At 62.9% G+C, this 20,122-nt stretch carries 20 protein-coding genes, 1 tRNA gene and 1 pseudogene; 12 read left to right on the top strand and 10 right to left on the bottom strand.

What is annotated here, in order from left to right:
- Positions 1–121: 121 nt before the first annotated feature.
- The 4 genes from Sj15T_RS09565 (at position 122) to Sj15T_RS09580 (ending at position 2,690) form a co-directional block, all read left to right on the top strand.
- Complete coding sequence (locus Sj15T_RS09565; protein WP_013040812.1) at positions 122–583, top strand: helix-turn-helix transcriptional regulator; 462 nt, start codon at positions 122–124, stop codon at positions 581–583.
- A 66-nt stretch (positions 584–649) separates the two neighbouring features.
- On the top strand, positions 650–994 hold the full coding sequence (locus tag Sj15T_RS09570; RefSeq protein WP_013040813.1) for a hypothetical protein: 345 nt from the start codon (positions 650–652) through the stop codon (positions 992–994).
- Between the two features lie 392 nt (positions 995–1,386).
- Entirely contained in the window at positions 1,387–1,833 is a 447-nt protein-coding gene (locus Sj15T_RS09575) for a JAB domain-containing protein (protein WP_161601885.1), read from the top strand.
- A 194-nt stretch (positions 1,834–2,027) separates the two neighbouring features.
- Positions 2,028–2,690: a S24 family peptidase gene (locus Sj15T_RS09580; RefSeq protein WP_013040815.1), complete on the top strand. Its 663-nt coding sequence runs from the start codon at positions 2,028–2,030 to the stop codon at positions 2,688–2,690.
- 7 nt (positions 2,691–2,697) lie between these two features.
- On the opposite strand, the gene Sj15T_RS09585 is transcribed toward Sj15T_RS09580, so the two are convergent.
- Positions 2,698–2,979 (bottom strand): hypothetical protein, encoded by a 282-nt coding sequence (locus Sj15T_RS09585; protein ID WP_013040816.1) that lies wholly within the window; start codon positions 2,977–2,979, stop codon positions 2,698–2,700.
- 392 nt (positions 2,980–3,371) lie between these two features.
- Positions 3,372–4,979, bottom strand: a complete 1,608-nt coding sequence (locus Sj15T_RS09590) for a hypothetical protein (RefSeq protein WP_013040818.1) — start codon at positions 4,977–4,979, stop codon at positions 3,372–3,374.
- Positions 4,980–5,132: 153 nt separating this feature from the next.
- Here Sj15T_RS09590 and Sj15T_RS09595 point away from each other — a divergent pair.
- The 7 genes and pseudogenes from Sj15T_RS09595 (at position 5,133) to Sj15T_RS09625 (ending at position 13,911) form a co-directional block, all read left to right on the top strand.
- Positions 5,133–6,011: pseudogene (locus Sj15T_RS09595) on the top strand (bacteriophage abortive infection AbiH family protein).
- A 101-nt stretch (positions 6,012–6,112) separates the two neighbouring features.
- Complete coding sequence (locus Sj15T_RS09600) at positions 6,113–7,438, top strand: HEPN/Toprim-associated domain-containing protein (RefSeq protein ID WP_013040821.1); 1,326 nt, start codon at positions 6,113–6,115, stop codon at positions 7,436–7,438.
- A 377-nt stretch (positions 7,439–7,815) separates the two neighbouring features.
- Positions 7,816–9,630, top strand: a complete 1,815-nt coding sequence (locus Sj15T_RS09605) for an AAA family ATPase (RefSeq protein WP_013040822.1) — start codon at positions 7,816–7,818, stop codon at positions 9,628–9,630.
- A complete protein-coding gene (locus tag Sj15T_RS09610; protein WP_041386023.1) occupies positions 9,627–10,895 on the top strand; it encodes an ATP-dependent helicase in 1,269 nt (422 codons plus the stop codon). The genes Sj15T_RS09605 and Sj15T_RS09610 overlap by 4 nt, the downstream gene beginning before the upstream one ends.
- A 417-nt stretch (positions 10,896–11,312) precedes the next feature.
- A complete protein-coding gene (locus tag Sj15T_RS09615; RefSeq protein ID WP_013040825.1) occupies positions 11,313–11,852 on the top strand; it encodes a DUF3489 domain-containing protein in 540 nt (179 codons plus the stop codon).
- Entirely contained in the window at positions 11,852–12,253 is a 402-nt protein-coding gene (locus Sj15T_RS09620; protein ID WP_013040826.1) for a DUF2924 domain-containing protein, read from the top strand. Before Sj15T_RS09615 ends, Sj15T_RS09620 begins: the two co-directional genes overlap by 1 nt.
- Entirely contained in the window at positions 12,250–13,911 is a 1,662-nt protein-coding gene (locus Sj15T_RS09625) for a recombinase family protein (RefSeq protein ID WP_013040827.1), read from the top strand. Before Sj15T_RS09620 ends, Sj15T_RS09625 begins: the two co-directional genes overlap by 4 nt.
- 190 nt (positions 13,912–14,101) lie before the next feature.
- Here the strand turns inward: Sj15T_RS09625 and Sj15T_RS09630 are convergent.
- The 5 genes from Sj15T_RS09630 to Sj15T_RS09650 all read right to left on the bottom strand — a co-directional run bounded on the left by Sj15T_RS09630 (position 14,102) and on the right by Sj15T_RS09650 (position 16,588).
- Positions 14,102–14,178 (bottom strand) — tRNA-Arg (locus tag Sj15T_RS09630).
- Positions 14,179–14,212: 34 nt separating this feature from the next.
- Positions 14,213–14,695 carry a DUF1178 family protein gene (locus Sj15T_RS09635; protein ID WP_007683721.1) on the bottom strand — a complete coding sequence of 161 codons (483 nt, stop codon included), beginning with the start codon at positions 14,693–14,695 and terminating at the stop codon, positions 14,213–14,215.
- Positions 14,692–15,522 carry a carbon-nitrogen hydrolase family protein gene (locus tag Sj15T_RS09640; protein ID WP_013040828.1) on the bottom strand — a complete coding sequence of 277 codons (831 nt, stop codon included), beginning with the start codon at positions 15,520–15,522 and terminating at the stop codon, positions 14,692–14,694. Before Sj15T_RS09640 ends, Sj15T_RS09635 begins: the two co-directional genes overlap by 4 nt.
- A 5-nt stretch (positions 15,523–15,527) precedes the next feature.
- Positions 15,528–15,785, bottom strand: a complete 258-nt coding sequence (grxC, locus tag Sj15T_RS09645) for a glutaredoxin 3 (RefSeq protein WP_007683719.1) — start codon at positions 15,783–15,785, stop codon at positions 15,528–15,530.
- Positions 15,786–15,829: 44 nt separating this feature from the next.
- Positions 15,830–16,588 (bottom strand): ComF family protein, encoded by a 759-nt coding sequence (locus tag Sj15T_RS09650; protein ID WP_041386027.1) that lies wholly within the window; start codon positions 16,586–16,588, stop codon positions 15,830–15,832.
- Positions 16,589–16,628: 40 nt separating this feature from the next.
- On the opposite strand from Sj15T_RS09650, the gene Sj15T_RS09655 reads away from it, so the two are divergent.
- Positions 16,629–17,477 carry a class I SAM-dependent methyltransferase gene (locus Sj15T_RS09655; protein WP_041386537.1) on the top strand — a complete coding sequence of 283 codons (849 nt, stop codon included), beginning with the start codon at positions 16,629–16,631 and terminating at the stop codon, positions 17,475–17,477.
- A 21-nt stretch (positions 17,478–17,498) separates the two neighbouring features.
- On the opposite strand, the gene Sj15T_RS09660 is transcribed toward Sj15T_RS09655, so the two are convergent.
- The 3 genes from Sj15T_RS09660 to Sj15T_RS09670 are packed head-to-tail and all read right to left on the bottom strand — an operon-like array spanning position 17,499 to position 20,082.
- Entirely contained in the window at positions 17,499–18,308 is an 810-nt protein-coding gene (locus Sj15T_RS09660; RefSeq protein WP_013040831.1) for an SDR family NAD(P)-dependent oxidoreductase, read from the bottom strand.
- Between the two features lie 14 nt (positions 18,309–18,322).
- On the bottom strand, positions 18,323–19,513 hold the full coding sequence (locus Sj15T_RS09665) for a zinc-dependent alcohol dehydrogenase (RefSeq protein ID WP_013040832.1): 1,191 nt from the start codon (positions 19,511–19,513) through the stop codon (positions 18,323–18,325).
- Positions 19,513–20,082 carry an SRPBCC family protein gene (locus Sj15T_RS09670; RefSeq protein ID WP_013040833.1) on the bottom strand — a complete coding sequence of 190 codons (570 nt, stop codon included), beginning with the start codon at positions 20,080–20,082 and terminating at the stop codon, positions 19,513–19,515. Before Sj15T_RS09670 ends, Sj15T_RS09665 begins: the two co-directional genes overlap by 1 nt.
- Positions 20,083–20,122 lie beyond the last annotated feature (40 nt).

The raw sequence follows: 20,122 nt of genomic DNA on the forward strand, positions 1-20,122 counted from the left end.
GCTATACACCTAGACCCTGCATGGGGTTGTCCTGCCTCGTTTTTTTCCGCGAATTTGCTCTACACAGCCTAGGAAATTTCCGCCACAGATATGGTTAATGAGGGGAACTACCGGGAGGCGCATGTTGGACGATCGGATCGCCAAATTATCCGATGTGCAAAAGCGGTGCCTTCGCTTTGCTGCGGAGGGACGAAGTTCGAAGGAGATTGCGCCGCTGGTGGGCCTGACTCATCAGACCGTCGACCAGTATCTTCATCGTGCCCGAATGATTCTGAATGCTGAGAATCGGCGCGAAGCGGCACGGATTTTCGCGGAAATCGACCGCGCAGTCCCGTTCAAACAATTTGAATTAAAACCGACCGACGTTGAAATCCGCGAGGAGGCAGGCATTTCCGAGGAACCGGTCGAGCGGCGACAGGCGCAGCCCAAGTCGCTCGGCCTTCCCCCTATCGGAGGTCCAACCAATGACCTGACACGCACTCAGCGCCTCATGGCGATCGGCAAGATCGCGCTCTTTCTGACGATCATCGTCCTGACGGTGATCATCCTCTTTGCGGCAGCACTCGACGCCCTGTCGAGGTGACGCTCCGCTTCACGACAACCCGATCTTACAAACGCACGCTCCAAGGGGTGGTGCGAAGGAGACCTCATGACCGAATTCAATCCGCTGCAGGCCCGCAAGATCGTGACCGATCTTGGTCGGACGCAACTTCTGATCGATGGTGCGCTCAAGAAATTTTCCATGCTGACGACCGATGTGATCGAAGCCTTTTCCGAAGCCAAGCTGAGCGATGCGGCGAGCCAGCCGGCGCTCGAGGAGCTGGCCGATGGCTTCAAGACCTTCGTGGAAGGGCGCCGCAACTTCGTGAACGCTCACAAGATGCTGATCGACATGAAGCAGGACTCAAACCTGCGCACCGTCGAGATAGGCTGTGACCCTGGCCCACTGTGCCCTTGGATCGCGCCGGAATCGCAGTTGCAACTGGTTGCCTAAGGGCTGTTTCGGTGCTTTGGCCGTCTTGCACAATATGGAAGACGGCCAGAGTTCATGCTTTTGATCTTGTATTGGATTATGACGCTATGCTGCTGTCTATATGCCGCATGCGCAGGCGGTCCGGTAGGGCGCATCGGCGCGGGATTGATCGTGTTCAAGACAATTGCGGGATTCTACACCTCAATCCTCGATCAAAGCTGGGGCCACACTCTCTACCCGGTGCTGTCTGTGGACGTGATATGTCTTGTGGCATTCGTCATTCTCGCACTTCAGGGCGACCGGCATTGGCCCCTTTGGACCAGCGGCTGCGCGCTCGCTGCTGTTGCGGTCCATATGGGATCAATCGCTCAGATCGGGATCGATCCGAAGATTTACCATGGTCTGAGGAGTCTATGGGCTTTTCCGATGCAGCTCTTCATGGTGCGCGGAATCGTGCTCGACATCCGATATCGGCGATCCTGCGCGAACATGGCTGCCAAAGCCTTGGCCTGATACCCTATTTCGAAGCGCGCATGGCCGCGCTGGCCGAGGAACAAGTCCGCGTTCTATTCTTCAACGATGCTTGCGACGCCATAGCCGACGAACGCATCTGGCCCGGCACGAGCACGCATGTGGAGCTCCCTTTGGGCGAGCTTGTGCGGCATGCCATAGCCTGCGGATCGCCAAGGCTCCTCTTCGCCCACAATCATCCCTCGGGCGCGCCCCAGCCTAGCCGGGCAGACGTTGAATTCACGCGAAGACTGGTCAGGATCTGCAAGGACCTGCAGATCAGGGTGCATGATCATATCATCGTTTCCCGGCACGGCTCGTTCAGCTTCCGGGACCGGGGCTATATGTAGGCTTTCTTCCCGACCGCATGCCTGCATTCGCCGCTTGACCGATTACTCATAGGTAGAATCCCGTATTACCGTCGAGCAGGAAATATGTCCCTGGGAATTGCGATCATCCGAGAGGGTATCGACAACAGAAATTTGCCAAAGCGTGATTTTAAATTAACGTAAGATAAGTCCGGAACCCCAGCTAGCAAGATATGATGATGGAAGACGTTCGTGCGCTATTGGATGAGAAGATTGCCCAAAGCAAAGCCACCTATTCCGACATCTCGCGTCTGATCGGCAGAAATCCGGCTTATATTCAGCAGTTCATCAAGCGCGGAACCCCCCGCAGGCTGGATGAGCAGGATCGTCGAACGATCGCACGGTTCCTTGGCATATCCGAACATCTGCTCAGCGGGCTTCCGTTGGAAGGGGCCGAGCCCGCACCGCCTTCCAAACCGGCAAGGTCGGTCTCCGTGCCGAGACTTTCTCTGGGCGCTTCGGCCGGGGCGGGCGCGCTCGACATTGATGAAAGCGCATCTGACAGCGTGGCAATCGACAGTCGCTGGCTCCAGGAAATCGGGGTTCGGCCGCCCTATGTCTCGATCATACGTGTCGATGGCGAATCCATGACCCCGACCCTGAACCATGGCGACGAGATCATGGTCGATCACAGCGATAATATGAGCAGGCTTCGAGACGGCATCTATGTCTTGCGCCTGGACGACGTGCTCCTGGTCAAGCGCGTTGCAATGGGGCTGCGACGCGACGAGTTCAGCATATTGAGCGACAACAGCCTCTATCCGAATAGGACGAACGTCAATCCAGAGCTCGTCACTATTGTGGGCCGGGTCGTTTGGTCAGGGCGCATTCTCCGTTGATATGCGGTTAAGGCTCTGATGGAACAGCCGGCAAGTCGGCAATCAGATCGAGCAACTCGATAGGCGGCACGGCTGCTTGCCCAGGCAATGCGTCGATCGCCGCGCCCAGATGCGCTCCTGCTTGAGACAGGCCCAGTTCATCCAAAAACCTCAGGCACTTGTTCAGAATCTTGGCGATGTCCGCCACAGGCTGATCGAGCTGCACTTCAACGCGCGAGGTTTGCAGATTCTCCGGCGCTTGCACCGAAGAACTGCAAGCTTTTTCCACTATTTCGGCCTTCCACTTCATGAAGCCCTGCTACTCCTGCCTAAAGCCAATGCGAAAATCTTTCGAATCCGAAATGGCCTAGTGAATGGTTCAAAGAGGATGAAGCCGATCAAAAATAGCGCTGGCGTTCCGTTCAGCGCCTACCTGGCCAGCTGAATTTCACTTGAAACAAACAGGCATGTTGCCATCCTTCGACCCTTCCCCGCCGCTCAGCGGTCAAATTTCGTTCGCCAGCAGCGGACATCTCATTGCTGCCTTCGGGCCGGTCATCATGTCCGCTTTGTTGGACTGTCCGGTAAGTCCGCTTCCGGGCGGCAACTGGCTGAAACGGTCGTTCGTTCATCCAACCTAGAAATGGCAGTAAGGCGCCCCATCAAACTCAGTGTCGATCGAAGGCGATGGACGCAACACCGCTAGACCAGAAGGCCCACGATCGCATCCAGCGTATCGACGAAGCTCTGGATCAGCTGCCGTCCCTGCATAGCCGGCGGATCGGCATCATTGACGCCGGCACGCGCCTTTCCGCTCGCAACCTTGCCACCGCCCAGATGCGCGTCAGCGAGGCGGAGGTCGTAGATGCCGAACAGGGGGGCCATCGTCGCCGCAGCGTCGCTCGCCGAGCCATGCGCGGCAGCCAGCTTCTCCAGAGCTTTCAGCGATCCGGGCTTCTTGTCGGATTTCGGGAGTGAGAGGGCAGTAGCGATCGCATCGACATCGATGCGCTCGATGAAGAGGCGGGTGAGTTCCTTGGACAATTCGAGCAGGCCATCCGGGTCCGCGGCAAGAAACCGATGCGCACGCCGCAGGAGACCCGGCACGCTCTCATGGTTGCGGAGGAGCGGGGCTCCATACTTCCCCTGAAAAGCGGCATCGACCGCCTCGATCGACTTCGCGAGCTTCTTCTCCGGTGCGACTGTTGCCGCAGGGTTGACCTCCATCTGCGCCGCGAACAGTTCCTGCGATACGCCGCCGTCGGGCGTTACATTATGCGCACTCCAAACCCGCTGTTCCCAAGGCTTAAGGCCCCCAATATCCTTTGCAAACACGGTAATCAGCCCCAGGCAATTGACGCCGAAGTGAACACCATAAGCTGTAGCCCCGACCATGCCTGTTTCGCCGCTCGCCCAGCGCAGGGCCGCGCTGCGGTGCCGGAGCAATGCAGCCACGATGGCTGGATCGAAATAGAGCCATGACATCGCGCCAGCCAGTTCCTTGGCACTGACGCGCGTGCCATCGTTCTTCAGCGCGAAACTGGTCGTGTGCGGGTCCGCGTCTCCGCGCACCCGCGTGCTGAGCGGCCCAGGCTCTACCCACTCGGTCCGCCACATCGCGCCACGCATCCAGAAGTGCCCTGTGGGGTCCGGATATTTGGAATCGACGATAATGCACTCGTGCCTATCGCGTCCGTTGGTTTCCCGCAACTCGTCGCCGGGCCAGCTATAGCCTGGCTTGGTCGCCGTAACCGCGACCCGCTCGCGATAGCTCGAGCAATAGAGCGCCATCCCCCGCGCGGCGAGATAATCGCGCAGGAATTCCGCTTTGATCTCCAGCTCTGCCGGGCTGCCATTGTCGTCACGCTTCAGGCGTGCCACCTCGGCCCATCCTTCTTCCGGCCGGAACCAGATATCCTCTTCGCGCATCAGGCTGAGCGCGACGACAAGGTCGGGATGGAGGTGCCAAACGCTTCGGCCCTCTTCCTCGATGTGCTGATCGATGACGAGATTGATCCCGATCTGACGGCTGCCAGACCTGAAGACATCGGCGCTAACATAACCCCAACTTTCCATTCCTGCACGGTGCGGACTCATGTCTAGGTCGCCGCTCCAGCCCATCTTCGAAGCGATCGACCTGTGCGTTTCCTCGACCGCAGCTGTCGCTATTCCCGTCCATTCCTCGAGTCGCACGATGTCAGCCTTCAGCGGCTTGAGCTCGGCTTCGCATACCAGCCGCAACGGAATCCAGGATCGGCCCTGCAATGGCTGGATGTCGCGCAACTCAAAGTAGGACTGTGGTATCGGCATCGGATATCCTTGTCGGGGTGGTATGGGCGCTAGTGCGCGTCGCGCGGAGGCATTGCTCTCCATACCCGGCACATGGCAATGGACAGCGTCCAAAGAAAGCCTTGGTGCAAACAATTCAGCGTAGTGACCATGACCAACGCCGACCTCTTCCAAATGCGGGCGCCTTTGAGGCTCCTCTATATTATCGGCAATGGCTTCGACCGATATCACGGGATCCCATCTGACTCTCGCGACTTCGCTGCCTATCTCGCCGCCACCGATCGCACGGTACATCGGATGGTCGAGGAATATTTCGCGGCGGATGCCGAGTTCTGGGCAGAGTTCGAGTCGCGCCTTGCCGAATTCGACGAGCATCAGGCGGTCGATTACGCGTCTCAATTCTTGGACGACAAAGGCTATGGTGACTTCCAGTATGAGCTTGAGCAGATCGCGACAGGACTTTCATCGGGCCTGCGGTCGCGGTTTTCCGATTGGGTGCGCGGACTACCGATACCGGACCGAAGGTCGGTCAGATCGCCGCTGAACATCGATCGTTCCGCGCTTTTTCTGACGTTCAACTACACACCGACACTGGAGCGCGTGTATGGCGTGTCGAGCTAGCGCGTTCTTCACATTCATGGCGATGCCGCCAACGCGGCGGCGGAGCTGGTGCTCGGGCACGCCTGGGAGCGCGCGCCGGAGGACAGCCTGAATTTCAAGCCCGATGGGCCCGATGACGACTGGCGGGTGCGTAACGGGATTGAATATATCGACCAGTTCTTCGCCGACACCTTCAAGCCCACCGCCCGGTTGATCGAGCAGAATGCTACGTTCTTTGCGGGCCTAGCGAATGTGCGGGAGATCAAGATCATGGGTCATGGCCTTGCCGAGGTCGATGCGCCCTATATCGACGAGATCATGCGGCAGGTGGATTTGACGACCACGCGCTGGACCGTGAGCATATATGGCGATTTGGACGCTAGACGCGCGCAATTTGGACAATACCCTATCGCGCCAAACCTGGTCGACTATCGCTCTCTTGCCGATTTCTAGGAGCGTTTGCTCGAGCTGATCGGCGCAATGACATTAGGCAGTTGCGCGGCACCGGGCAACCGGCCAGCCTTCAGCCTGTTCATGAAGGATGATCGAGTCGCGTGGGTACGGAGATTCAGCTCAAGCTCGGCGGTCTGGGCCTCACCTATGCCAAGAACCACCGAGGCCCCGATCATGGTGCGCTGTTCCAGCCCGCCGACCGGCAGAGGATACGGAGCGATCAGGTCGACTATGAATATTGTGAGGAGGAGGGCGAAGACCCTTCGCCGATGGAATGGGCGTTTGCTCGCAAGCTGAAGCACGTCGTGCCCCGCTTGCAGCTCTTGGGCTTCACCATCGATCTCGCTCGTGAGGCCTATTCGAATTGGGTAGTCGACTGGAAGGAGGAGCGTGAGTCGCTCCAGGATGACGATGATCCTCCTATTCCTGAGCCGCTGTCATTCGACGAATTCTGCGCGTTCGCGACGCGACAATCGATCCTCGACCTCGACGATACCTTTCTCTCCGGCGACGAGGAATGGCGAGATCGCCGGAAGCCGAAGGGGCGGTTCGCTTCGGATATGGCCATCATAGAGCGGATTCCGATCGGGTTTGATCATGACGATATGGCTTGGTCGGAGCGGAGCTACTTCGGCAGCCGCGTCAACATCCTCCACCCTTATCTGATGCTCCAAATCCTCGCCGGCAACGCCGCCAATCTGGAGACGGACGTCACCTGGCAATATGGGCCGCTCGTCGAAAATGGCTATACCGCCGCCGCCGCGTTCACGCCGTCCGCGCGCCGGACCGAGACGTTCCTCATTGCGACCGAAGGCAGCTCCGATGCGCATATTCTGCGGCACGGGTTCGAACTGCTGCGCCCCGATGTTGCCGACTTTTTCCGCTTTATTGATGTCAGCGAGCGTCACCCGTTTCCGGGCACCGGCAATCTACTGAAATTCGCCGAGGGGCTCGCCAAGATCGACGTTCACAACCAGACAATCTTCGTGTTCGACAACGATGCAGAGGGGGCAGACGCCTTTGACAAGCTCGGCGGGCTGACGCTGCCCCCAAATCTTCGCGCGATACTATTGCCGTCGCTGGAATGCTTCCGCTCATTCGCGGCGCGCGGCCCGGAAGGCGACCATGAAGCCGACATCAACGGACGGGCGGCGGCGATCGAATGCTATCTCGACCATCGGCTTCGCGGCTATCCGCCACCTCGGATTATCTGGACCAATTACAAGAGGGACACAGATACCTACCAAGGCTCGCTTGAGCACAAGGAGTCCTATACCCGCGCGTTCCTGAAGCTCACCGCCGAAAAGCTACAGGCTTCAGGGTACGACACGGGCAATGTTGAGCGGCTGCTTGATACGCTTGTCGCCGAGTGTATTGCGATGGCATCAGCCGGCGTTGCAGCCCGTTTCGAAGCTCCAGAGGCCTGAGTTCGCTGCCATGACCCGCCAGGTAAGCGAATGAATGAAGGTCCCGATCCGCTTCATTACGCAGACATCATTAAGGTGAACGCCTTCGGACTCATCCGAGGGCTCTACCTCGACATGGAGCATCAGATCGTCGTGACGACGCACGACGAGCAGCAAGCCAGCTTGGTCTCGCGTAAGTTCGAGTCGGCCGGACTTGCGTCGAAGCTCGTCCGTTCGAGCGCTAGTTTCCGACGATGACCGCCTAAGAACGACTGGGTCAACTTCTTCCGGAGAAGGCTGGCGCCAACTCAAATAGTGAATTGATCGGATCCGACTGATCTCTTGCTGACAGCCTGATACGCCTCCGATAGCTATCCAATTGATAGAGGGGGGATAGAATGGAGATCGCCAGCTTAAAGATCGAGAATTTCCGGGGCGTGCAGAACGGTATGATCCGTTTCTCGCCGCACACGGTGCTGGTCGGCGCGAATAACTGCGGCAAGACCACGGTGATCGAGGCGCTAGCGCTGCTGTTCGGCCGCGACCGGATGATCCGCCAGCTGACCGAGCATGATTTTCACGGCAGCAACCCGCAGCCAGCAGATCGCATCCGATTGACCGCAACGGTGATCGGGTTCCATGACGAAGATCCGGCCCAGCATCCCGAATGGTTCCGCGACGACAGGGGCATCGTAAAGTGGTGGAACGCGGCGACCGGCACCATCCATCCCGCGCGTACCGATCCGGCATGGAGGCTCGCCTGCCAGATCGCCTTCTCGGCGCGGTTCCACCGGCCGTCGCTCGAAGTGGAGACGCTGCGCTATTTCCACGACGACGACAGTGTCGGCGATGTGTTTGACGACGAGACGGCGACCCCGCTTCCCACCCGTCTGATCCGCGAACTCGGCTTCTTCTTTGTGCCTGCCGCGCGGACCTGGGACCGGACAGTGTCGTTCGGCTCCGAGCTCTTCCGACGCGTTGTCGCCGCCGGCGATGGACAGCCTTCGGAATCAGTTCTCGCCGAGCGCGACCGTCTGCGCGCGCCGGAAGCGAGGCTCGAGCAGGACGAACGGCTCTTGCCGATTGTCGACCGACTAAATCAGGAACTGCGCGGCTTTTTCCGGACAAACCCAACGCTGCATCTGCGGGTGACACCCACCGATTCCGATGGGCTGCTCGAGTCCGTCGTGTCGCATTATTCGCACAACGGGGCGGACGTTCCGCTGCCCGCTAAACGGCATGGCAGCGGGCTTTTGTCACTCCAGCATCTGCTGTTGCTCCTGCAATTCGGACGACTGCGCGTCGAGGCAGAAGAAAATTTTTGGATGGCGCTGGAAGAGCCCGAGCTGCATGTCCCCCCGGCGTTGCAGCGTCGGCTGGTGCATCGCATCCAGTCACTGTCACGCCAGACCCTGGTCTCGACCCACTCGCCGATGGTCGCTGCGCTGGCGGATCCGAGCGGCGTCGCGGTCCTGCGCAACGAAGGCGGCGTCCTGACCTCGGTGCCGCTGCTGCAGTCGACCTTGCCGGCTGACACGCCTAACAGCGTCCGCAAACTGTTCCAGGTGAACCGCGTCGAGACGATTGCGGCGGTGATGCACGAGTTCGTGCTGATCCCCGAGGGCAGGACGGATTATGAATGGCTGGCTCTCCTCGTCCGAGCCGTCGACCTGCATCAGAGTTGGGCCGCGGCCGATGAATGCCGGTTCGACGCCTTTGTCGGCGTGATTCCGACCCATGACGGGGCTGTCGTGCGCACCGCGGCGGCGATGTCGCCGCTCCACCCGCGCGTTGTCGCACTGGTCGATGGCGATCCCGAGGGCGTGGGCTATGCCAACGCCCTCGCCGCAGCCGGCGCTCCGAATTCGGGGATTATCCTGCGCTGGGCCGCCGGCCAGATGCTCGAGGATGTGATCGGCTGGATCATCGATGCCGACGCGGCGGCCTGCCTGCCGACCATCTCGATCGACAATCCCCCCGCAAATGTCGCCAATCTCGTCGCGCGCCTCAAGGACGAGGTGCGGGCGACAGGCGGGCTCAAGAAGGACAGCTCGAGCTACGAGGCGATTGCGGGGGCGATCGGCGCAAGCGACGCGTGTTGTGCGCGAGCGCGATCGCTCCTCAACGCTATCACTGAAGTCGCCCAGGGTGTCGACAATCCACTGTTCGTGGCGGACCCGAACCATCCAACGATCAAGGTCTTCACGCCGTGACTATCCAAGCTGTCGAAGGCGGTGCCGGGTGCGGGAAGACACATCGGCTCATGGCGATGCTGGCTGATCGCCTTGGGACCCACCCGCTGAACGACGGTCAGCGTGTTCTAGCGCTCACCTTCATGCACGGGTCGCGGCGGCGCCTGTCCGAACGGCTGCGCTCGGTCGTCAACCTTCGCGGACGCGTGGAATGCTGCACGATCGATGCCTTTGCGTGGCGCATCTATCGCCGGTGGCGGGGGTTGGCAGGCGCGCTCGCCATCGCTCCCGCGACCGAGGGCGAGTTCGATCACGTCTGCGAGGCAGCCGGATTGCTGCTGGAGCAGCCGCAAGTTTGCGCTTGGGTCGCGACGAGCTTCCCGATTGTGCTCGTCGATGAAGGTCAGGACCTCAAACCCGAGCGCCTGCGCATGCTCAAGGCGCTCGCGGGCACCGTCCATGTGCTGATTGCCGCCGACGAGTTCCAGTGTCTGGATCAGGCGCTTCGCCCCAATCCACTGGTCGCATGGCTGCAACAGCATGCAGAACCGGAGACATTGGTGCAGGTACGCCGCACGAATGCGCCGGGTCTGCTGGCGGCAGCGACTGCGATTCGCGCGGGAAATGCGCCGGCCAACGGCGCCGGATTTAAGCTGCTGCCGCCGGGAGCCAGCGTGCCGCTTGCCACGACGTTGCTCGCCAATGCCATCGCCTGGCGGCAGGGCGGCGATGTCGCGGTGATCACACCGGCGCTGCAAGGCGGGTTTGCCACGTCGGTTGTCGCCCGGCTCGCTCTGGGCCCGTGCGGCAGACATAACAACGGGCCTTACACCGTCCATTGGGAGGGCAATGACCGCGACGAGGCGCAGGCGATCATCGCAGGTCTCGACCTTGCGGCCGATGCGCCTGCGGCTGTTGCCTGCGCAGCGCTGCGAGCGATGCCGCGGAACGGCCCCGTGCGTGCGACACTGTCGTGGGTCGAAAACCAGGTTCACGCCTGCGGACGGGTAAATTTCACCCGTGCGGAGATCGAGGCCGTAATTGCGCGACAGGTCTCGCTGCGACGGCAGTATGGTGGCGGCGCGTCGCATCAACTGACGGCGATGACGGTGCAGCAGGCCAAGAACAGGGAGTTCGAGGGCGTCGTGGTCATCTGGCCCTATCAGGTGGGCGGCGATGCTGAACACAAGCGTCGCCTGCTCTACAACGCGATCACTCGGGCGAAGCGATGGTGCAATGTTATCGTCCAGAGCCAGAATATTCTCGCTGCCGCGCCGTTTGCCTGAATGCTCGACCCCGTGTGGCTGCCTTGGCGCCGGGGCGCATATGATGGATCTTAGAATCCGCCTCCGAACCGCACCCCAATGAACGAAGGGCAGGTTTCGGTGAGCCGGTTCGAGCCATCGAATGTCGCCTTTGTTCGCGGACTCTGCCTATTACAGCGTCTTGTCGGGACCGTCCGCTATTCCATGGTGGTTGCTCTGAAGCCGACTGGGCGGAAAGTCCCATCTGCAGTCGATCAGGCCACCTCAATAGTCTCAAAATATTGCGCAGATTTCGTTCGACTTCGCTGACGAATGGAGCGAACGCTGTGGACATGGAATCGTGGCTCGCTAAGGAGCCCCTGCCCCGCAAGGCTGCGCGCCACGGGGCTCTGGGTGGTGGGAACGGCAATAGCGCCGCTCCAAAAACGGAGACCATCCATGAACAGCCTTATTCGCTTTACCGACATCCAACTGGTACTGCTCGCCACCGCCGCACAGCGCGACAATGGCAGCCTGCTGCCGCCGCCCGAGGCGGTGGGGGAAGGCCCTGCGCGCATTCGCAAGGTCGTCGAGCAGCTCATCCGGCGCGGGCTTGCCGGCGAGGTCGATCTCCCCTCAGGGGCCGACGCCTGGCGCACGGATGGCCTCCGCTCGATCGGGGTCATCATCACTGACGCGGGCCGCGCCGCCATCGGCGTAGAGCCCGAGGAGGCAGAAGAACCCGCTACGGATCTACCTGAGCCGGAGGTCACGCCGATCGCCGAAGCCCCGTCACCTGCCGCACACAGCAAAAGCGCGCTGGTCCTGAAGATGCTCCGCCGCGAGAGCGGCGCCACGCTGGATGAACTGATCAGCGCCACCAACTGGCTGCCGCACACCACGCGAGCCGCGCTGACCGGCCTGCGCAAGAAAGGCCACGCGATCGATAGGCGCAAGCGCGGCGAGGTTACCTGCTATCATCTGGGGAACCAGGCCTGATGAAGCTGGACGCGCAGATCGCTGCCTTGGCAGCAATGAAGCCGACCGAGCTCAAGGCGGAGTGGCGAACGGTGCACGGGGCTGAGCCCCCGCGCATCGCCGCCAGCCTGCTCGCCCGCGCCCTGGCGCATGATCTGCAATGCGCCGCCCAGGGCGGCCTCGGTGAGCGGGTGCGGGTGCGCCTTCTTGGTGCGGGAGTGGCACGCGCTGCGTCCGCACCCAAGCTGACCCCAGGAACGCAGCTGGTGCGCGAATGGGGCGGAACCAGCCATCATGTGTTGATGGAAGAAAAGGGCCGCTGCAGCTATAAGGGCACGAGCTTCACCTCCTTGTCTGCCGTGGCACGCCACATCACGGGCGCGCACTGGTCGGGCCCGCGCTTCTTCGGGGTGAAGCCATGACCCAGAAGAAGCGGCTGCGCTGCGCGGTCTATACGCGCAAGTCGACCGAAGAGGGGCTGGATCAGGCCTTCAATAGTTTGGATGCACAGCGCGAGGCCTGCGCCGCCTATGTCCAGAGCCAGAAGAGCGAGGGCTGGACGCTCGTCCCCACGCTCTATGATGATGGCGGCTTCTCGGGCGGCAGCATGGAGCGCCCCGCCCTCGCCCGCCTGATAGCCGATGTTCGCGACGGCAAGGTCGACATCGTCATCGTCTATAAAGTTGACCGGTTGACCCGCAGCCTCAACGACTTTGCCCGTATCGTTGATGTATTCGATGCGGCCGGCGCCTCCTTCGTATCGGTCACGCAGCAGTTCAACACGACGACAAGCATGGGGCGACTGACGCTCAATGTTCTGCTGAGCTTCGCACAGTTCGAGCGCGAGGTGATCGCCGAGCGCATCCGCGACAAGATCGCCCAGTCGAAAGCCCGGGGCATCTGGATGGGCGGCCCGGTGCCGCTCGGCTATGATGTCGTCGATCGCAAGCTCGTGCCCAATCCACAGGAGGCAAAGACTGTCGAGCATATCTTCCGCCGCTATCTGGCGGTGCCTTCGATCATGGTGCTGATGGAGGAGTTGAAGACGGAGGGGATCGTCACCAAGCGGCAGACCATGCGCGACGGGTCTGTTCGCGGCGGCCAGTCATTCGTGCGTGGACCGCTCCATCATCTTATCGCCAATCCCATGTACATCGGCAAGATCCGGCATCGCGACCAGGTCTATGACGGCGAGCATCCGCCGATCATCAATCAGGCGCTGTGGGATGCGGCGCAGGCGAAACGCGCAGGAGCGATCGGCACCCGTCGCGCAGGCGGCAATAGCGAACATAGCAGCCTGCTCACGGGCATGATTCGAGACCATGTCGATCGGCCAATGTCGCCCAGCCATGCCGTGAAGCAGAAGCGCCGCTATCGTTATTATGTGTCCAGCATCGCATCCGCCACGAACGAAGCAGCGATCAGGGCCCCTGCCCTGCGGTTGCCAGCTACCGAGCTGGAGCAAGCCGCGGTCGATACAGCCGCTGCACTCTTGGCCGATCCGCAAACCATCATGGTGCTGCCGAAGGTTGACGCCCAAACGACCAGGCGCCGGATCGAAGCCGGCCAGGCACTTGGATCAGCGATGCGCGGCAAACGGAAGAGCGAGGTTCGTAGAACGCTGCAAGCTCTCGATCTTGCTCTTATGGTCCACACCGACAGGATCGACGCCTCGATCAGCCGCCGCCGTCTTGTTGCGTTGCTGGATGGCACGGCGCCAATCGTGGAAGACGACGGCCACCGCCTGCCGCTCCACATCGAAACCGCGCCGGATCGGCATGGGCGCAATCTCAAGCTGGTGCTGCGATCGGGCGAAGAGCAGAAGCCCAACGTCGATCTGGAGCTGATCACTCTGATCCGCAAAGCGGAAGTGGCTCGGCAGCAGCTCTTCACGCAAACTTCCGCGACGAACGATCGCACAGCCGAGCGGGTCGCGCGACTGGCTTTCCTCGCGCCGGACATCATCACCGCCATTCTTGAAGGCCGGCAACCGGCGACACTCACGTCCCGGCGACTCATGAAGCATGCTGCCATTCCGCTGGACTGGAAAGCGCAGCGCGAGGTGCTCGGCTTCCAGTGAGCCTTGGCAAAACCGTGTGCCACCCGACGAGGCCCCGTGAGACGCGGGGCCTTTTTTGTGGCTCTGAGGCCCAAAAGCACGTCTCTGCGGCACTCGGTTCTGCGGCACCTCGACAGAATGGCGCGGAACTGCGCCATTTTCGAAGCCCGGCACAGGCACTGCCTAAAAGGCCTCGTAATACAAGAATGCGTGGTGCACCCGACAGGATTCGAACCTGTGGCCCTCAGATTAGGAATCTGATGCTCTATCCTGCTGAGCTACGGGTGCCCGGTGACGGCTCTATTGCGGGAGAGCGGCGCGGTCAATTCTTCGCGTCGGGGGGAATGACCGGAAATGGCAGAGGCGCCACCTCCACCCCCTCCGCGATCAAGGCCCGCGCCTCGCTGAGCGCGACCTCGCCATGGATGCTGGCGCGGTCCTGCTCGCCATAATGCATGGCGCGGGCCTGTTCGGCGAAATCGCGCCCGACCCAGGTCGAATCCTCCAGCGCCTTCTGCTGCGCCTTCGCCAGCGCCAGCACCAGTTCGCGCATCTTCGCTTCCTCGCCCGCGCCCATGACGATGGACGCGTCGCCCGATGATGCGACTTGCGGCATGGGTTCCGGCCGGCTGTTGCCCTTGGGCGCGACGGCCGGGGCCATCACCGCCTTGCCGACATGCTCGTCGCCGCAAAGGGGGCAGGCGATCAGCCCCCGCGCCTTCTGGTCCTCATAATCGGCGCTGGAACCAAACCACGCCTCGAACACATGGCCTTGGGATTCGCATTTGAGGTCGAAAACGATCACGATAGCGTCACATCCATGGGCAGGGATCGCCGGTTGGCGAGCGCGGGCACCCGCCCGCGCACGTCCTCTATGCGCGACAGGTCGATCTCCGCAAGGGCAAGGCCCGCCTGCTCGCCCATGTCGAGCACCAGGTCCCCCCATGGGTCGACGACCAGGCTGTGCCCATAGGTGTCGCGGCCGTCCGCATGATGGCCCGTCTGCGCGGCGGCGATGACGAAGCAGCCCGCCTCTATCGCCCGCGCCCGCAGCAATATGTGCCAATGCGCCTTCCCCGTCGGCACGGTGAAGGCAGCCGGCATCAGCAACACCGTCGCGCCCGCATTGGTGAGCGCCCGGTAGAGATCGGGAAAGCGCATGTCGTAACAGACCGACAATCCCATGCGCGCCCAGGGCGTATCGACCGCGACAACCTGTTCGCCAGGCCCGTAGACCGACGATTCGCGCCAGCTTTCGCCCGTCGCCAGATCGACGTCGAACAGGTGGATCTTGTCGTAACGGGCGCGAATCTCTCCCCTGTCGTCGATCATAAAGCTGCGATTGGCCCACCGACCGTCGCTGCGCTCATCCTTGAGCGGGGTGGAGCCGAGATGCACCCACAGGCCCTGCTTGGCCGCCGCCTCCCTTAGGGCGGCGAGGACGGGGTCGTCCGCCTCCGACCGCAGGGTCGCCGCCGCCCTTTGCCGGTCGCGGTCCAGATAGCCGGCCATTTCCGGCGTAAAGAGCATGTCCGCCCCCTCCCCGCTGGCGCGCGCGGCCATGTCCGCGATGGCGGCGGCATTGGCGGCGGGATCGATCCCGCTGGTCATCTGGAAGATGGCGGCGCGCATCCGGCCTATGCCCCCAGCAAGGCGTCGAGCTTGCCCTGCCGGTCGAGCGCCGCCAGGTCGTCGCTGCCGCCGACATGGCGGCCGTCGATGAAGATTTGCGGCACGGTCGTCCCGCCATTGGCGCGGTCCAGCATTTCCTGCCGCTTCGGACCGCCCATGGTGACGTCATATTCCTCGAACGCCACGCCCTTCTCGTTCAGCAGAGCCTTTGCCCGCGCGCAATAGCCGCACCAGGCCTTGGTATAGATTTCGACCTTTGCCATGTCTTACTCCTCGATCGCCGAAATTGTGGTTCGGCGCCTGTTTGTCAATCGCCGCCGTCCGGCAGCACCCGCGCCCAGCACAGCAGATGAACGCTCGCCGCGCCGCCGCGTTTCAGCGCCCGGGCGCAGGCGGCGGCCGTCGCGCCGCTGGTGTGCACGTCGTCGATCAGCAGAACGGCGCGCCCCTTGAGCTCATGGCCCGGACTAAGGGCGAATGCGCCGCGGACTGCCCGCGCCCGCGCCTTCGGGGTCATTCCGCGCAGGGGCTGGGTCCGGCGGATGCGCAGCAAGGCGTGATTGTCCGCCCGCAGGCCGGTCAGCCGCGCCAGGTGGCGGGCGATCAGCGCCGACTGGTTGAAGCCGCGCCACCACAAGCGCCAACGGTGCAAGGGCACCGGCACGATGACGGCATTTCCGATGGCCGGCACCTGCCGCGCCATCTGCTTCGCGATCAGCCGGGAAAGGCCGATGCGCCGTCCATATTTCAGCCGCAACGCCACGGCGCGGGCGACATCGCCATAGGCCAGCACCGCCCGCGCGCTGTCATAGGGCGGCGGATCGGCCAGACAGGCGCCGCATTCCGCGCCGTCCCCGCGATCATATTCGAACGGCAGGCCGCAACGGGCGCAGCAGGGTTCGCCCAGGAACCGCATCCCGCTCCAGCAGGCCAGGCAAAAGGCATGGTCGGCATCCACGATCTCGCCGCAGCCGGGGCAGCGCGGCGGCAGGGCGTAATCGGCCAACGGGCGAAGCGCGGCCTTGAGCAGCGGAACGCTCTTGTGAAGGAGGAGGCGGGACATCATCTCCCTTGTTCCCGCTCCTTCGCCCATGCACAAGGCCCCCATGACCAGTCCCGACATCTTCGACCGAGCCTTGCGCGCCAGGCGGCGCGACCGGATGATGGCGCGCTTTGCCGAACATGACTTCCTCTATCGCATGATGCTGGACGAACTGCTCGACCGGCTGGGCGACGTGCAGCGCGAGCTGAAGGAAGCGCTGGTGATCGGCTGCCCGGACGGCAGCGCCAGGACGGCGCTGGAGGCGATGGGAAAGAGCGTCGTCTGCGTCGATCCCGGCTTTGCGGCGGCCAGGGCGCAGGGCGGCGTGCAGGCCGACGAGGACGCCCTGCCCTTTGCCGATGACAGTTTCGACCTGGTGATCGCCTGCGGCACGCTGGACAGCGTCAACGACCTGCCCGGCGCGCTGATCCTGATGCGGCGGATATTGCGGCCCGACGGGCTGATGCTGGCGGCCTTCGCGGGGGCGGGTTCGCTGCCCCGGCTGCGCGCCGCGCTGATGGCGGGCGAAGGGGACCGGGCCGGGCAGCATGTCCATCCGCAGGTCGACGTGCGCTCGGCGGGCGACCTGCTGGCGCGGGCGGGCTTCACCATGCCGGTCGCGGACGGCGATGCGCTGACGGTGCGCTATGGCGATATGCTGCGGCTGATGCACGACTTGCGGGGCATGGGCGCCGGCAATGTTCTGGCTTCGCGGCCCCCCGCGCTGCGGCGCGACGCGCTGGTCGGGGCGGCCGAGCATTTCGCGGCGGCGGCGGACGAGGACGGCCGCACGGCGGAGCAGATGGCCGTCCTCTATCTCAGCGGGTGGAAGGCGGACCCCAGCCAGGCGCAGCCCGCGCGGCGGGGCAGCGCGACCGTTTCCCTGGCGGAGGCGCTGAAGCCGAAGCGCTGAATCGAACGGAAGAGGCGGGGTTCAGCCCGATCGGCCGCTCGCCTCCACCTCTTCGGCGGTGCCCGGCTCGGCCATCTTGCGGTGCCGTTCCGCCAGGACGCCCGCCGGCGTCACGTGCGCCGCAGCGGCCTGCAGCTTGTTCTTCCATCCCGACACGATATGCGCCTTCCCGTCCATCAGCGCGTCCCAGCCGTCCCTGGCGACCTTGGCCGGATCGTCCTTCTCATCCGCGCCGACCTTGGTGTCCAGCATCTCGGCGCGGTCGAAAAATTCCGTTTCCGTCGGGCCGGGCATCAGGTTGGTGACGGTGACGCCATCGGCATCCTTGATCTCGTTCCGCACGGCATCGACGAAACTGTCGATAAAGGCCTTGGTGCCGTTATAGACCGCCTGGAAGGAGCCGGGCATGAAACCGGCTATGGACCCGGTGACCAGCACCTTTCCCGCATTGCGGGCGACCATCGGCCGCAGGACTTGCTGGAGCAGGTAGACGGTGCCCGTCACATTGGTGTCGATCACCCGGCGCCAGTCGGCCGCGTCCTGCTCCAGAAAGGCATGGCCCAGGCCCCTTCCCGCATTGGCGCAGAGCAGGTCGACCTGCCGCCCGCCGGTGCAGGCGATCAGGCGGTCGACCCCTTCCATGGTGGAAAGGTCGGATTCCACCGGCTGCACGTCGACGCCATGACGCCGGAAATCCTCCGCCGCCGCGTGGATCAGCGGTTCGTCGGCCACGACCAGCAGGTCATAGCCGTCCTGCGCGGCGAGATGGGCGAGTTCGAAGCCGATCCCGGTCGACGCGCCGGTCACGATCGCGAATTTCTGCGAAGCCATGCGCTTCTCCTTTTTCAGGCCTGGGCGGGCTGCAGGCCCGGCTTCAGGACGATCTTGGTCACTTCATTCTGCTCGTCATGGAACATGCGATAGCCCTCCGCCGCCTGCTCCAGCGGCAGGCGATGGCTGATCAGGAAGGTCGTATCGATCCTGTCCTCCATGATCGCGTTCAACAGGCCGGGCATGTAATGCTGCACATGGGTCTGGCCGGTCTTCAGCGTCAGCCCCTTCTCCATGAAGGCGCCCAGCGGGAATTTGTCGACGAAGCCGCCATAGACCGCCGGCATGGAAATCCGCCCGCCCTTGCGGCAGGCCAGGATCGCCTGCCGGATCGAATGGGCGCGGTCGGTGCCCATGAAGGTTGCGACCTTGATCTGGTCCCAGACATTGTCCGCGAAGAAGCCGTGCGCCTCCAGCCCGACGGCGTCGATGCAGGCGTCGGGACCGATGCCGCCGGTCATCTCCATCAGCGCCTCATAGGTCTTGCTTTCCTCATAGTTGATCGTCTCCGCGCCGAAACGGCGGGCCAGTTCCAGCCGGCGCGGGAAATGATCGATGGCGATCACCCGCTCCGCGCCCATCAGGAAGGCGGACTGCACCGCGAACAGGCCGACCGGGCCGCAGCCCCAGACGGCGACCGTGTCGCCCGGTTCGATCTGGGCATTTTCGGCGGCCATCCAGCCGGTCGGCAGGATGTCGGACAGGAACAGCACCCTGTCGTCGTCGACCCCGTCCGGGACGACGATGGGACCGACATCGGAAAAGGGCACGCGGACATATTCCGCCTGCCCCCCCGCATAGCCGCCCGTCATGTGGCTGTAGCCGAACAGGCCGGACATGGGCTGGCCGTAGATCGTCTGCGCGATGTCCTGATTGTCGGCGGGCAGGCCGTTGTCGCAGGCCGAATATTGGTGCTTGCCGCAATGGAAGCAGCTTCCGCAGGATATGGTGAAGGGCACGACCACCCGCTGTCCCTTCTTCAGGGTCGATCCCGACCCGGTCTCCACAACTTCGCCCATGAATTCATGGCCCAATATGTCCCCCGCCTTCATCGTCGGGATATAGCCGTCATAGAGATGGAGGTCCGACCCGCAGATCGCCGTGGAGGTGATGCGGATGATGGCGTCGCGGGGATTGACAATTTCCGGATCGTCGACGGTATCGACCCGGACGTCATGCTTGCCATGCCATGTGAGAGCGCGCATCAGGAGCCTTCCTCTTCATATTCGCGGCGGTTGCGGGCGGCGGTCGCGATCTCGCCCGTTTCCATCAATTGCTTGAAACGGCGCAGGTCGCGGCGCGCCTGGATCGCCGGTTCGCGCTGGAACATCTTGGCGATGGCCTTGCCGATGAAGCCGCCCGGCGGATCGTAGAGGATCGTCGCCGTGACCCAGCATCCCCGGCCGCCCGGCGCGTCGCGAAAGTCGACGCGCCCGCTATTGGGCACGTCCGCGCCTTCCTCCGAAGCCCAGGCGATGGTTTCTCCCGGACGATCCTGCGTGATCGCGGACACCCATTCGACGGTGCTTCCCGCCGGGGCCTTCACCACCCAGCGGGACCGGCGGTCGTCCAAAGGCTCCACGGCGACGACATTCTCCAGAAACAGCGGAAGATTGCCGACCTCGCGCCAGAAGGCGTAAAGCTCCTCGCGCGGGCGGTCGATCGTCACGGTCTTGCCGCTCAGATCGTCGCCCTTCGCTTCCGCCAGCCCATCGGCGGCCCGTGCCGCCGCGTCGTCCTGTTTCGCCGTGGTGAGCGGTGCGTCGTCACTCATGCTGACCTCCTTGAACGGTCAGACAGCAACCAGTTCATCC

This window comes from Sphingobium sp. TA15 (assembly GCF_037101235.1).
Classification (GTDB): domain Bacteria; phylum Pseudomonadota; class Alphaproteobacteria; order Sphingomonadales; family Sphingomonadaceae; genus Sphingobium; species Sphingobium indicum.